This window comes from Janthinobacterium sp. GW821-FHT03C08 (genome assembly GCF_059420905.1).
In genome coordinates, this window is record NZ_JBWKUP010000001.1 from 397,282 (window position 1) to 410,026 (window position 12,745).

The 12,745-nt window shown below is 65.5% G+C and carries 10 protein-coding genes; 1 reads left to right on the plus strand and 9 read right to left on the minus strand.

Annotated elements, in window-relative coordinates; all coding sequences use genetic code 11:
* Positions 1 to 103: 103 nt before the first annotated feature.
* The 9 genes from AC07VL_RS01840 to AC07VL_RS01880 all read right to left on the minus strand — a co-directional run bounded on the left by AC07VL_RS01840 (position 104) and on the right by AC07VL_RS01880 (position 10,787).
* Positions 104 to 1,042 carry an ABC transporter substrate-binding protein gene (locus AC07VL_RS01840; protein WP_494804452.1) on the minus strand — a complete coding sequence of 313 codons (939 nt, stop codon included), beginning with the start codon at positions 1,040 to 1,042 and terminating at the stop codon, positions 104 to 106.
* Between the two features lie 219 nt (positions 1,043 to 1,261).
* On the minus strand, positions 1,262 to 3,256 hold the full coding sequence (locus AC07VL_RS01845) for a MacB family efflux pump subunit (protein ID WP_494804348.1): 1,995 nt from the start codon (positions 3,254 to 3,256) through the stop codon (positions 1,262 to 1,264).
* 5 nt (positions 3,257 to 3,261) lie between these two features.
* Positions 3,262 to 4,449: an efflux RND transporter periplasmic adaptor subunit gene (locus AC07VL_RS01850; RefSeq protein ID WP_494804349.1), complete on the minus strand. Its 1,188-nt coding sequence runs from the start codon at positions 4,447 to 4,449 to the stop codon at positions 3,262 to 3,264.
* A gap of 90 nt (positions 4,450 to 4,539) precedes the next feature.
* Entirely contained in the window at positions 4,540 to 4,881 is a 342-nt protein-coding gene (locus tag AC07VL_RS01855) for a DUF3325 domain-containing protein (protein ID WP_494804350.1), read from the minus strand.
* The gene (locus tag AC07VL_RS01860; RefSeq protein WP_494804351.1) at positions 4,878 to 6,581 is read right to left on the minus strand and encodes a PepSY-associated TM helix domain-containing protein; all 1,704 of its coding nucleotides are present in this window, start codon (positions 6,579 to 6,581) and stop codon (positions 4,878 to 4,880) included. The genes AC07VL_RS01855 and AC07VL_RS01860 overlap by 4 nt, the downstream gene beginning before the upstream one ends.
* On the minus strand, positions 6,578 to 6,859 hold the full coding sequence (locus AC07VL_RS01865) for a hypothetical protein (protein ID WP_494804352.1): 282 nt from the start codon (positions 6,857 to 6,859) through the stop codon (positions 6,578 to 6,580). The genes AC07VL_RS01860 and AC07VL_RS01865 overlap by 4 nt, the downstream gene beginning before the upstream one ends.
* A 110-nt stretch (positions 6,860 to 6,969) precedes the next feature.
* A complete protein-coding gene (locus AC07VL_RS01870) occupies positions 6,970 to 9,171 on the minus strand; it encodes a TonB-dependent siderophore receptor (protein WP_494804353.1) in 2,202 nt (733 codons plus the stop codon).
* A 117-nt stretch (positions 9,172 to 9,288) separates the two neighbouring features.
* Positions 9,289 to 10,281, minus strand: a complete 993-nt coding sequence (locus AC07VL_RS01875; protein WP_494804354.1) for a FecR domain-containing protein — start codon at positions 10,279 to 10,281, stop codon at positions 9,289 to 9,291.
* The gene (locus AC07VL_RS01880; RefSeq protein WP_494804355.1) at positions 10,278 to 10,787 is read right to left on the minus strand and encodes a sigma-70 family RNA polymerase sigma factor; all 510 of its coding nucleotides are present in this window, start codon (positions 10,785 to 10,787) and stop codon (positions 10,278 to 10,280) included. Before AC07VL_RS01880 ends, AC07VL_RS01875 begins: the two co-directional genes overlap by 4 nt.
* Positions 10,788 to 11,074: 287 nt before the next feature.
* Between AC07VL_RS01880 and ffh the strand changes: the two genes are divergently transcribed.
* Positions 11,075 to 12,442, plus strand: a complete 1,368-nt coding sequence (ffh, locus tag AC07VL_RS01885; RefSeq protein WP_034746567.1) for a signal recognition particle protein — start codon at positions 11,075 to 11,077, stop codon at positions 12,440 to 12,442.
* The last annotated feature ends 303 nt before the right edge of the window (positions 12,443 to 12,745 follow it).

The window sequence follows — 12,745 nt, forward strand, 5'->3', positions numbered from 1 at the left end:
CTCAAGATTTCAGCAATCTTTCGCGCCGCTGCACTATATTAGTGTGCCGCAAAAAAATGATGGCCCGCTTAAGCGGGCCACCGGACACTGCGGCAGGCGAGTCTTACTTGACGTTCAGGCTTTTCTTGGCCTGCTCCAGCAAATCCGTCTTGACCCAGTCCTTGGCCACGGGCGGTTTCGCCATGCGGCCCACGCCCGTTTTCACCATCACGTCGGTGGTCACCTGGATATGCTCGGGCGTGATGTCATACGAATACGGCGAATTGCTGATCGCATCGTCGAAGTCGTCCTTCGTGATCTGGCCGCGGAACACCACTTCGCGCACGTACTTTTCCGCCGTTGCCTTGCTGTCAATAAATGTCTTCGTCGCTTCGACAAAGCAGCGCATGAACTTTTCCGCCACGGGACGGCGTTCCTTGTAGAATTTTTCCGTCATCACCATGGTCCGTACGGGTTCGCCGATCGGCGTGTCGTACGGCTTGATGACTTCCGTGCCGAAGCCCTTGTTGATGGCTTGCGACGATTGCGGCTCGGACTGCATCATGGCATCGATATTCTTGCCCATCAGCGCCTGGTTCAGGTCGGCATAGGCAAGGAATACCAGCTGCACATCCTTGCCCTTGGTTTCGGAATACGTCAGGCCTGCCTGCGACAGCTCGGCCAGCAGCAACACTTCCTGGATGCCGCCCCGCGTCACGCCCACGCGCTTGCCCTTCAGATCCTTGACGCTAGTGATTTTTTGTCCCGTGCCGCCCACCAGGCGTGCTCCCCCCTTGGCAAAGCCGGCCACCACGTAAATCGGCGCGCCGCCGGCGCGGCCGGAAATGGCGGCCTCGGATGCCGTCGCGCCCACGTCCAGCTCGCCCGCGATGATGGCCTGCATCACATCGAGCCCCTTGGCAAAGATATGCTCCTCCACCTTGATGCCGCACTTGGGCGCGATTTCCTTGATATATGACACGGCGCCATAGTGGGCAAATTTCAGGTTGCCCAGGCGGACGACTTCCTGCGCCTGCACGGCCCCCACGCTGAATGCCAGCATGAGGGCGGCGGCGATACCGGTCTTCAAGGTTGATTTTTTATGCATCGGATTCTCCTGTGGTGGTTGGTATGTGTGCCCGGCAAAGGGCATGGCAACAAAACACTGCTTTTTTATTATGGGGAGATAGTACCGCGTGTTAGAGCTAGAGCAACATTTTTTTGCCGGCAACCGCCGGGGCGACAGGCAGCGCCTGCCGCCCCATAGGGATTGAAAGCAGGCCTACTGGCCCGCCAGCGCCACCACCGGGTCGAGTCCCGACGCCTTGCGCGCCGGCATGAAGCCGAACACCAGCCCCGTCACCACGGCGCAGGCAAAGGCGCCGCCGATGGCGCTGAGCGAAAAGATCACGGGAACTTCCCACACCAGCAGCGCCGCGGCGAACGTCACGCCGACCACGATGCCGGCCACGCCGCCCACCACCGACACCAGCACGGCCTCGGTGAGGAACTGGCGCAGGATGTCGCGCCGGCGCGCGCCCGTCGCCATGCGGATGCCGATCTCGCGCGTGCGCTCGCGCACCGTCATCAGCATCACGTTCATGACGCCGATGCCGCCCACCACCAGGGAAACGGCCGCGATCAGGCTGAGCATCATGGTCATGTTGTCCTGCGTGCGCGCCTCGGCCGCAATCGAGGCGGCCGCATTGCTGATGCCGTAGTCGCGGATGCGGTGGCGCTCGAACATGACGGCATCGACGGCCTTTTCCGTCTCGGCGATGCGCTTCACGTCATCGGCCGCCAGCACGATATAGGTCGGCTCGCGCTGGCCGAAGACGCGGATGCCGGCCGTGGAAAACGGCAGCAGCAGCACGTCATCCTCGTCCTTGTCGCCTGTCAGCGCGCCCTTCTCGCTCATCACGCCGATCACCTGGAACGGCACGTTGCCGATCAGGATATTCTGCCCCACGGGGTTGGCGATATCGGGCATCAGCTTGTGCGCCAGGCGCCAGCCCAGCACGGCGACGGTGGCCATCTCGCGCTCGTCCTGCTGCGTGAAGAAGCCGCCATGCGCCAGCGGCCAGGTCTGGATCTGCGGCAGCGCCGCGCCCGTGCCCCGCACATACGTCTGCACATCCAGGTTGCCATGGCGGATGACCTTGTTGCCGGTGACATTCGGCAGCACGTGGGAAATGCCGGGCACGCCCTCGAGCGCTTCCAGGTCGGCCAGGGTGATGCTGCGCCCGGGGACGCGCGAACTTTCGCCGATCGACGACATGTACAGGAGGTTCGAGCCGAAGGCGCCCAGCTGCGCCATCACCTGCTGGCGCGTGCCCAGGCCGATAGCCAGCATGACGATCACGGAAGCGACGCCGATGATGATGCCCAGCAGGGTCAAGCCCGTGCGGAAGCGGTTGATCCACATCACGCGCCAGGCGGCGCGCGCCGCGTCGAGCAATTCCGTGCCCAGCGACGCGCCCTCATCGTGCGCGGCGCGCGACATGTCCAGCGGCGGCAGGGCCGCTGCCGTGGCGGGAATGGCGACGGCGCCCGAATCGTCGATGATTTCGCCATCGCGGATCTCGATCACGCGGCGCGCCTGCGCCGCCACCTTGCGGTCATGCGTGATCAGGATGATGGTGTGGCCCGCGTCGGCCAGTTCGCCCAGCAGGGCCATGACTTCGGCGCCGCTGGTGCTGTCGAGCGCCCCCGTCGGTTCATCGGCGAGGATGATGCGTCCGCCGTTCATCAGCGCCCGGGCGATGGAGACCCTCTGCTGCTGCCCGCCCGACAGCTGGTTCGGACGGTGATCGAGCCGGTCTTTCAAGCCCAGGCGCTTGAGCAGCGCTTCCGAGCGGGCGTGGCGGGCCGCGGCCGGCATGCCCGCGTACAGGGCCGGCACTTCCACGTTTTCGCGCGCCGATTCCGTGGCGATCAGGTGGTAGCCCTGGAAGACGAAGCCAAATGCTTCGCGCCGCAGCCACGCCAATTCATCGGGGTTCAGGCTGGCCACGTCCTGGCCGGCGAAGCGGTAGCTACCGTCGCTGGGGCGGTCCAGGCATCCCAGCAGATGCATCAAGGTCGACTTGCCGGAACCGGACGCGCCCACAATGGCGACGAATTCGCCGGCGCCGATGGACAGGGTGACGCCGCGCAGCACTTCCACGGCCGGCGCGCCGTCATGGCCGCCGTAGCGCTTGCGGATGCCTTGCAATTCAATCAACGGCGCCGCCTGGTCCGGCTGTCCCGCTTGTCCCAGCGAAGCGGCCTCGCTCATCGCACTCATAGCTGGAACCTGCTGGCGCCAGTGCCGGCCGGCTGCTCGCCCGTCACCAGCAATTCGCCTTCGCGCAAGCCTTGCAGCACTTCGGCATTGAGGCGGTTGCGCACGCCCACGGTGACGGCGCGCGTATCGACCTTGCCGTCGGCATCCATCACGCGGGCCGTGAACTGTCCCGGTTTCGCGCCCTCCTCGGTCGATGGTTTCAGCGCCGGCAAGGGCACGGCCAGCACATTGTTCGCCGCTGCCGTGACAAACACCACTTGCGCCGTCATTTGCGGCATCAATTCGCCATCGGCGTTATCGACGTCGAACAGCACGGTATACAAGATCACCTTGCTGGTTGACGGCGCCAGGGCCGTGCCGGCGGCGGAACCACCGGGCACCGGCGGCGCCGGCAGCACTTGCCGCACCTTGCCGCTCCAGCGCCGCTGGTCGCCGCCCAGGGTGGTGAAATACACGGGCATATCCGGACGCACGCGGCGCACGTCCGCCTCCGACACCTCCGTCCACACCGTCATGGCCGACAGGTCGGCGATGCGCAGGATGTTCGGCGTCTGGTACGTCGCGTTCAGGGTCTGTCCTTCCTTCGCGTCCAGGCCCACGACGCTGCCGGCCATCGGCGCATAGATGCGCGTATAGCCCAGGCGCGCCTCGTCCGCCTTCAGGCTGGCCTGGGTCTGGGCTATCTGCGCCTTCAGGTGGTCGATCCTGGCGGCGGCCGACGCCAGGGTGGCTTCGGCCGCTTCCAGGTCGGCCAGCGGGGTCGAGTCGAATCGCGCCATCTGCTTCTGGCGGCCATGCTGCTGGCCTGCCAGGCGGTGCTGCGCCTGCTGGTCCGCCAGCTGGGCGCGCAAACCCGCCAGCGCGGCGCGGCCCGCGTCGACCGTGGCTTGCTGCACGCTGGGGTCGATCTCGGCCAGCAGCTGGCCCTTTTCCACGGCGCTGCCGGGCTGCACGTGCAAACGCGTGATCTGGCCCGACACCTGGGCGCCCACGTCGACATAGGTTTGCGGCTGCAGGGTACCGATGGCCGTGACGCTGGCCTCGATGTTGCCGCGCTTGACGGGAGCCGTGTCGAACACGGTTTTCGAGCCGCGCGTGGCCCACAAGGCGCTGGCGCCGAACAGCGCCAGCAGGACGACTGCGCCGAGAATGCGCGCGCGGCGGGTAGGCAGACGGGCCGCCATCAGGAAACCGCCCTGTCAAGAGTAAAAACGTCGATCGGTGTCGCCAGGCGTGAAAAGTGCATCAGTCTATCCTTGAAATGTGCATTGCGTTCAATGCAGGAAGGTCACAAGCCCTGCCAGCGCGGCGACGGCTGCCAGCAGGGAACTACGAAACAGCAATCGTGGCGCATACGGCAGCAGCAGGGCCACCAGCAGCGCGCCGGCCGATAAAAAGCCCAGCCAGGCGACCACGCCGACGGTGGCGCTCCAGCCGGCCACGCAAGGCCAGATGGCCAGCGCCAGCAACAGGGCGCCGGCCAGCTGCAGCGCGCGCCGCACGTTCGGCGCCGCATCCGTGCCCCATACCTGGCCGTGATGGCGGTCCATCGCCAGGGACAGGCTGGCCATGCCCGCATACGCCAGGCCCAGCGCGCACAGGATGGTATGGATCATGACTGTCCTTCCGTATTGATTTGCAGGCTGGCCGATGGCGCCGGGCCATCCTTGCCGGCAGCCTTTTTCAGCGGTTTTTCCTTGCGCTTGTGGACGTTCCACGCGCCCCAAGCGGCCAGCAGGCCGAAGGCCATGCTGCACAGCTCCACCCCGGCGCTTTCCCAGTCGCCGCGCGCGATCTGCGCCGCCAGGTTGTCGCCCGTGCTCAGCACATTCAATGGGGGCAGCAGCAGGCACAGGGCGGCCAGCACGCATAATTGCTCGACCCAGGCGCGCTTTTCCCCGCGCAGGCAGGCATGCACGAGCATCAAAAACCACACGCCGAAGAAGGCGCGCACTTCCCAGCCCGCGCGCTGCTCGATGCCGACGGGGATCAGGCGGTTCGCCCACAGGTAGCCGATGCAGGCGATGGCCAGGCCGGCGATGGCCGCCACGTTCAGGCATTCGATGACGCGGTACACGCGCTGCGTGTAGGCGCCGAATTCGCCGCCCGACTTCTGGCGGCGCTTGACCATGAACAGGATGGCGCCCGTGCCCATCATGGCCGTGCCGGCCAGGCCGCAGAGGAAGTACAGCCAGCGCATCGGCGTGCCGCCGAAACCGGCCATGTGCAGGTTCGACATGACGATGCGCGTCAGGCCCGCGCCGCCCGTGTTCGATTCGCCCGGCTGGCGCACGGCGATCTGTTCGCCCGTGGCCAGCGCATAGCAGGCCATGCCCGTGTTGGCGCTGAGGCGCTCCATCGTGTCCATCTCTTCATTCCAGCCGTACATGCACACGCGCATCGAGGCGTCGTTCGGATTGTCCAGCACCACGGCGCGGATTTCCTGGCCGATGGCCTGTTCGGCGCGCAGCGCGAACGGCTCCAGCGCGGGAATCGCCAGCGCCTGGCCCGTTTTCACGGGCTTGCCCGCATCGTTCCAGTCGCTCAGGAAGGCCTTCTTGCCGTTTTCCGCGCCGTATTGCGCCACCACGGGCGCCGGCACATAGTCGTCGCTGTAGAAAGCCAGGCCCGTATAGGCGATCATGAACTGGAACGGCAAGGTCAGCACGGCCACGGCGTTGTGCGCGTCCAGCCACGAGCGCTGGCCCTTGGCCGGGCGGAAGGTGAAGAAATCCTTGAAGATGCGCTTGTGCGTGATGACGCCGCTGACCAGCGCCACCAGCATGATCATGGTGGTGATGCCGACGATCCAGACGCCGATGCGTCCCGCATGCAGCTCATAGTGGAAATCGACGAAATGGTGGCCGCCGATGGTCTCGCGCTCCGTCGCGTCGCGGGCATGCTCGATGACGGCGCCCGTCAGCGGGTCCAGTTCCGCCGAGCCATAGCCGCCGCCGGGCTGGAACCAGTAGGCGGACAGGCCATGGCCGGGACGCTGCACGGGCCAGATTTCCCACATGTCCGCCTTCGGGTGCTCCTTCGCCATGAAGTCGAGCGCCAGTTCCAGCCGGCGGCCACGGTCCGTGACCTTCGGCAGCGGCGGATCGTTCGCATGCGCCGCCTCGGCCAAAGCGTGTTCGGGCGTCATCCAGTGGCCAATGGGGTCGTCGAAGACGGCCAGGGTGCCCGTCAGGAAGATGGCGAACAGCAGCCAGGAAATCCACAGGCCGCTCCACGTATGCAGCCAGGCCATGGCCTGGCGCAGGCCGCCCTGCTGTGGAGTTTTCACCACTTTATCGACCTTGACGGCGTTCATGCGGCACCCCGCGACAGCAGCATGCCAATGCCGCCGCACAGGATGGCCGGCAGCAGCATGCCCAGCCAGACCCGGCGCAGGTCCTGCACGGCAAAGACCCAGATCACGGCACAGGTATACACGGCAAAGGCGCTCAAGGTGGCCGTCAGCACGGCTTCGGCGCGCGACAGCGGCAGCACGGCCGCCAGCAGCACGGCCACGCCGGACGTCAGCGCATAGCCGCCAAAGACGGCGGCGAGCACGCGCGAGAACAACATCATGTTGGCCGACTTCATCATCGCGGCGCTCCCTGTGGCACCAGCGCGGTCACGCCATCGCGGGCCAGGTTCAACTGCACATTCATAAGCCATGCATCCTTCATCAAGATAGGTCATTCAAAGTTATTCAGTTATAGCTTGTAGTTCAAGGTCAGCATCAGATTGCGCGGCGCGCCGGGCAGGTTGCCGAAGACATCGGAATAAATGCTCTGGTAATAGTGCTTGTCGAGCGCATTGTTGACGTTCAGGCGCAGCTCGGCGCGGCTGTCGACCTGCCAGGCCGCGCTCAGGCCCACGATCGCGTAGCGGCCCTGGCGCAGATGGTAGGTGCCGTCGCTCGACTCCGTCGCGCCCTGCCCGTACACGGAGGCGCCGACGCGCCAGCCCTGCGCCACGCCGGACAGGCGGTAGCTGGTGGCCAGCTTGAGCTGCTGGCGCGGATAGCGGCTGTTGAAATCCTTGCCGATATTGGCCGGATCGCTGTCGCGCGTGAATTGCGCCTTCACATATGTAAATCCGGCCGACAGCTGCCAGTCCGGTGTCAGCGCGCCCGCCACGTCCAGCTCCACGCCTTCGCTGCGCACTTCGCCCGACGCGCGCTGGCAATAGCCCCAGGTGCTGCCCGGGCAGGGATTCGGGCCAGCCAGGTCGTCCACGCCGCGGTTCTGCTGGCGGATCTGGAACACGGCCGCGCTGGCATTGAGGGCGCCGCCGAAGTATTCGCCTTTCACGCCCGCTTCATAATTGGTGCCGCTGATCGGCTTCAATGGCTGCGCATTGGCGTCCGTGGCCGCCTGCGGCTGGAAGATCTCGGTCCAGCTGGCGTACACGGAATGCTGCTTGTCGAGGTCATACACGACACCGGCGTACGGCGTGAATTCGCGCGCCACCGAGTAGCCGGCATCGTCCTTGTACCAGCTCACGCGCCCGCCCAGCACCAGCGACAGCGGATCGGCCAGGCGCAGGCGCGTGCCCGCATACACGCCGCTTTGCTTGGTGATGCTGGCCGTGCGCCACTGCGCATAGTTGATGACGGGGCGCGCCACGCCGCCCGCATCCCAGTTGTACGGGTCGAGCACGGGCGCCGCCGCGCCCCAGCTGTACGGGGCCCAGCCGCCATAGCTGTTCTTTGACGAACGGCGGTGGCTGGCGCCGACGGTCAGCTCGTGCTCGCGGCCGAACAGGCTGTAGCTGCCGCTGGCGTACGCGTCGTAGCTGGTGTTGGCCAGTTCGGCGCGGTAGCTTTGCGAGTTGAAGCGCAGGGTGTCGCCGCGGCGGTTGATGCCGGAAAACGTGGTGTCGATCTCGGGCGTCTTGCGCGTGGCCGCCAGCTTGGCCTTCCAGCCGTTGGCGAAGTGGTGCTCCAGTTCGGCAAAGATGGTCTTGTCCGTCTGGCGCCATTCATCGAAATCGGTGCCCAGGTAGGTCGAGCGGGGCAAGTTCAGGAAAGTGCCATCGGCCGCCGTGACCACGCCCGTCGTCACGCCGTCGTTGTCCGTCTTGCGGTAGTGGGCGCCCACGGTCAGCGTGGTATCGGGACGCAGGTCGGCCTCGATGACGCCGTACAACTGGTGATTGCGGCCATGCAGCACGTCGACAAAATCCTGCTTGTCCTGCACCGTGACGACGATGCGCCCGCGCAGGGTCTTCGCTGCGTTGAGCGCGTTGGCCGCGTCCGCTTCCAGCCGGTAGTTGCTCCAGCTGCCCACGCTGGCCGAAAACGACGCCTGCGGCGTGGCCGTCGGGCGCTTGCGCACCAGGTTGATGGCCGCGCTGGGCGTGCCGCTGCCCGTCGTCAAGCCCGTGGCGCCGCGCACCACCTCGATGCGGTCATAGATAGCCAGGTCGTCATTGTCGCCATTGAAAGTGCCGTTCGCACCGAGGCTGGTGGGCAAGCCGTCGAGCAGGATGTTATCGACGGGGAAGCCGCGTGCGCTGAAGCTGCCCGAGTCGCCCGTGAAGTTGCCCTTCTGCATGACCAGTCCCGTGATCGACTGCACGGCGTCGTCCAGCGTCGTGATGCCCAGGTCGTCGATCTGCTGGCGCGTCAGCACGCTGACCGACTGCGGCGTTTCGCGCAGCGACAGGTTCAGCTTGGTTGCCGTATTGCTCACGCCCGTCGTATAGGAGCCGCTGCCTTCCGTTGTCGCATCGCGTGCCGCCGTGACGGATACCGCGCCCATGGTCTGCTCGGCAGTGGGGATGGCAGGCGCGGCCTGCTGCGCCAGCGCCGGCAGGCTGGCGGCCAGGCACAGGGCGGCGGCCGCTTGCGCCAGCGGACGCCGTGAGGAGTGAGACGATGGCAAACTGACAAAATTTAAAGCGTAAGACATGCAAGTTCCTGATAATAGTGGCGTCATCAGACGGTAAGAGAAAGGCGCCCTACTCTGTAGGTGCCGCGAAAACGAAAAACGGGCAGCCGGATGGCCAATATTTTTTACGACGCGTGGCTAAGGGGCCGGTTCCACCGTCACCCAATACGCCGTGCGGCTGCGCACCTGCACGGGCAGGGAGTGCGGCAGCATGTTCAAAATGCGCCCGGTATCGGCCAGCGGGAACACGCCGGACAGGCGCAGCTGGGCCACTTGCGGCGCGCAGTGGATGACGCCGGGGCGGTAGCGGGCCAGGTCGGCCAAGAAGTCGCCCAACGTCACGTCGTCGACGATCAGTTGCCCGCGCGACCAGGCATCCGCATGCGCATCGATGGCGTGCGGCGCGTCCGTTGCCTGGCGCGAAAACGCCACGCCGCGCCCGGCCGCCAGGCGCAGCGGCGCGCCCTGACCGTCGCGGGGGCGGATCTCGACGGCGCTTTCAAACACGTCCACCATGCTGCTGCCATCGTGCTGACGCACGGAAAAACGCGTGCCCAGCGCGCGCACCACGCCTTCGCGCGTGGCCACCATCAAAGGCGCGGCGCTGCCGGCGCCGTGGCCGCTGGTAACGAGGATTTCACCGGCCAGCAGCTCGATCAGGCGGCGGCTGGCGTCGAAACGCACATTCACGGCCGACCCCGTATTCAGACTGAGCACACTGCCATCGGCCAGTGCCACGTCGCGCCGTTCGCCCGTGGCCGTGCGGTAGTCGGCGCGCAAGGCGCGCGCGCCCTCCCAGGCATTCGTCTGCGCGGCCAGCAAGCCGCCGCCGGCTGCCACGCCCAGCCAGGCCAGCAGCTGGCGCCGCCTTCCATTCGCCGTTTTCTGCGGCGTGCCGGCCAGCGCCTGCGCGGCCGCGCTGCGATGCAAGCCGTTGAAGCGCCGCGATACCGCTTCGATATGCCGCCAGGCCCGTTCATGTTCCGGGTCGGCTGCGCGCCAGCGCTGCCAGGCGGCGTGCTGCGCTTCGCTGGCCTCGCTCGACATCAGCACGGTCAGCCACTCGGCCGCCTGCTGCTGCACGTCCTCGCGGATGGCTGGCAGGACAGCGGGTTCTGCCAACTTGCTCATGCCGGCAGGGAGAAAAACACCTGGCGGTTGGCACGCGTCAGGTATTGCTTGACCGAGCTGGCCGATACGTTCAGGCGCGCGGCGATGTCGGCATAGCTGAGCCCTTCGAGCTGCGCCAGCAAGAACGCCGTGCGCACGGGACCCGGCAAGCCGTCGAGTGCCTGGTCGATTTCCTGCAGGGATTCCAGCGCCAGCAGCCGTTCCTCGGGCGCAGGCGCCACCTCGGGCGGCAGGCAAGCGAGCGCTTCCAGATACGCGTCTTCCAGCACTTGCCGGCGGTAGCGGTGCGCCACCAGGCGGCGCGCGATGGTGGCGAGAAAAGGCCGCGCCTCGCGGATCTGCGGCGCCATGCCATGCGTCAGCACGCTGACGAAGGTATCTTGCGCCAGGTCCGCCGCCTCGCCCGCATTGCCCAGCTTATGCCGCAGCCAGCCCTGCAGCCAGCCATGATGGCTGCTGTAGAGCGTATGCAGTTCCTGTTGCTGGGCAAAATCGGCGGCCGACATGGCATCCCTTTCCGGTCTGGCGCGGCGCGCCCAAAAATGTAAATAAGAATTATTCTCATTTTAACCGTGTTCGTGCCATTCGTGCAATCGCAGCGTTGCCAGAAATACCAACTAATCCAAAAATGGTACGACCGCCAGGCTGTGCAGCAAGGGAACGCCGGGACCCCGCGATGGGGTAAAATGGCGCCCATCGTCCGGCTTAGCGCCTTCCCCAGTAGATGCACGCATTCCTACCGGGGCAGGTTCTTTGCGCCGCCCACTCCCAAGCTTTTCATTGCAGGTTCATCATGCTAGATAATCTCACCCAACGGCTTGCCAAAGTCGTCAAGACCATGCGCGGCGAGGCGCGCCTGACCGAAGCGAACACCGCAGACATGCTGCGCGAAGTGCGCCTGGCGCTGCTCGAGGCCGACGTCGCCCTGCCCGCCGTGCGCGAATTCATCGCCAAAGTCAAAGAAAAAGCCATGGGCGAGGACGTCATTTCCTCGCTCACGCCTGGCCAGGCCCTCGTAGGCGTGGTGCAGCGCGAGCTGGCCGCCCTGATGGGCGCCGACCTGGGACCGGAAGCGTCGCAGATCAGCTTTGCCCAGCAGCCGCCCGCCATCATCCTGATGGCCGGTCTGCAGGGTGTGGGTAAAACCACCACCGTCGGCAAGCTGGCGAAGTACCTGAAAGAAGAAAAGAAGAAGAAAGTGCTGACCGTCTCGGCCGACGTGTACCGTCCCGCCGCGATCGCCCAGCTGCAATCGGTCACCGCCCAGGTCGGCGCCGACTTCTTCCCGTCCACCAGCACGGACAAGCCCGTCGATATCGCCCTGGCCGCGCTGGACTGGGCGAAAAAGCATTACCACGACGTGCTGATCATCGATACGGCGGGTCGTCTCGGTATCGACGAAGAGATGATGCGCGAAATCGCCGCCGTCCACGGCGCCGTGAAACCGATCGAAACCCTGTTTGTCGTCGACGCCATGCTGGGCCAGGATGCCATCAACACGGCGAAAGCATTCAATGACGCGCTGCCGCTGACGGGTATCGTGCTGACCAAGCTCGACGGTGACGCGCGCGGCGGTGCCGCCCTGTCCGTGCGCCACATCACGGGCAAGCCGATCAAGTTTGCCGGTGTCTCGGAAAAACTCGACGGCCTGGAAGCGTTCGACCCGACCCGCATGGCCAACCGCATCCTGGGCATGGGCGACATCCTTGCCCTGGTGGAAGAGGCACGCAAGGGCGTCGACAGCAAGGCCGCGGCCGACTTGGCGCAAAAAATCAAGGTCGGCGGCAAGTTCGACATGAACGACTTCAAGGCGCAGCTGGGCCAGATGAAGAAAATGGGTGGCATGGCCAACCTGATGGACAAGCTGCCGGCCCAGTTCCAGCAGGCGGCGGGCGGCAAGAACATGGACCAGGCCGATAAACAGGTGCGCCGCATGTGCGGCATCATCGACTCGATGACGCCGCAGGAGCGCGCCAAGCCGGAACTGATCAAGGCCACGCGCAAGCGCCGCATCGCCGCCGGCGCCGGCGTGCAGGTGCAGGAAGTGAACCGCATGCTGACGCAATTCGAGCAAATGCAGACGATGATGAAGAAATTGTCGGGCGGCGGCATGATGAAGATGATGCGCAGTATGAAAGGCATGATGCCTGGCATGAGGTAAGGCTTCAAAATCCGCTGCGCGGGGCGCCTTGCGGCCGGCGATGCTCACCGTACTAAAGTACGGTTGCGCTTCTCGGCCACAAATCATCCCCGCGCGCTGTGATTTTGAAGGCCTTCGAGATGCCGCAGGATCATCGCTTGAAACCCCGAAAAACACTGTTCCAAATAATGCCAGATTGCATTTTCATGTGTCCTGCATCACTCTTCCCTCCTTCCGCAGTGCCCCTCCCCGCATAGCCAGCAACCATGCCATTTACGGGCAAAAACGCACTTGCGTGCCCCCGAGCGGTGCGCCCGGGAGACA

Bases quoted from the DNA above. Each gene is read 5' to 3' on its own strand.
- AC07VL_RS01840 (WP_494804452.1), bottom strand. From the start codon at position 1,042: ATGCTGGCATTCAGCGTGGGGGCCGTGCAGGCGCAGGAAGTCGTCCGC.
- AC07VL_RS01845 (WP_494804348.1), bottom strand. From the start codon at position 3,256: ATGAGCGAGGCCGCTTCGCTGGGACAAGCGGGACAGCCGGACCAGGCG.
- AC07VL_RS01850 (WP_494804349.1), bottom strand. From the start codon at position 4,449: ATGGCGGCCCGTCTGCCTACCCGCCGCGCGCGCATTCTCGGCGCAGTC.
- AC07VL_RS01855 (WP_494804350.1), bottom strand. From the start codon at position 4,881: ATGATCCATACCATCCTGTGCGCGCTGGGCCTGGCGTATGCGGGCATG.
- AC07VL_RS01860 (WP_494804351.1), bottom strand. From the start codon at position 6,581: ATGAACGCCGTCAAGGTCGATAAAGTGGTGAAAACTCCACAGCAGGGC.
- AC07VL_RS01865 (WP_494804352.1), bottom strand. From the start codon at position 6,859: ATGATGAAGTCGGCCAACATGATGTTGTTCTCGCGCGTGCTCGCCGCC.
- AC07VL_RS01870 (WP_494804353.1), bottom strand. From the start codon at position 9,171: ATGTCTTACGCTTTAAATTTTGTCAGTTTGCCATCGTCTCACTCCTCA.
- AC07VL_RS01875 (WP_494804354.1), bottom strand. From the start codon at position 10,281: ATGAGCAAGTTGGCAGAACCCGCTGTCCTGCCAGCCATCCGCGAGGAC.
- AC07VL_RS01880 (WP_494804355.1), bottom strand. From the start codon at position 10,787: ATGTCGGCCGCCGATTTTGCCCAGCAACAGGAACTGCATACGCTCTAC.
- ffh (WP_034746567.1), top strand. From the start codon at position 11,075: ATGCTAGATAATCTCACCCAACGGCTTGCCAAAGTCGTCAAGACCATG.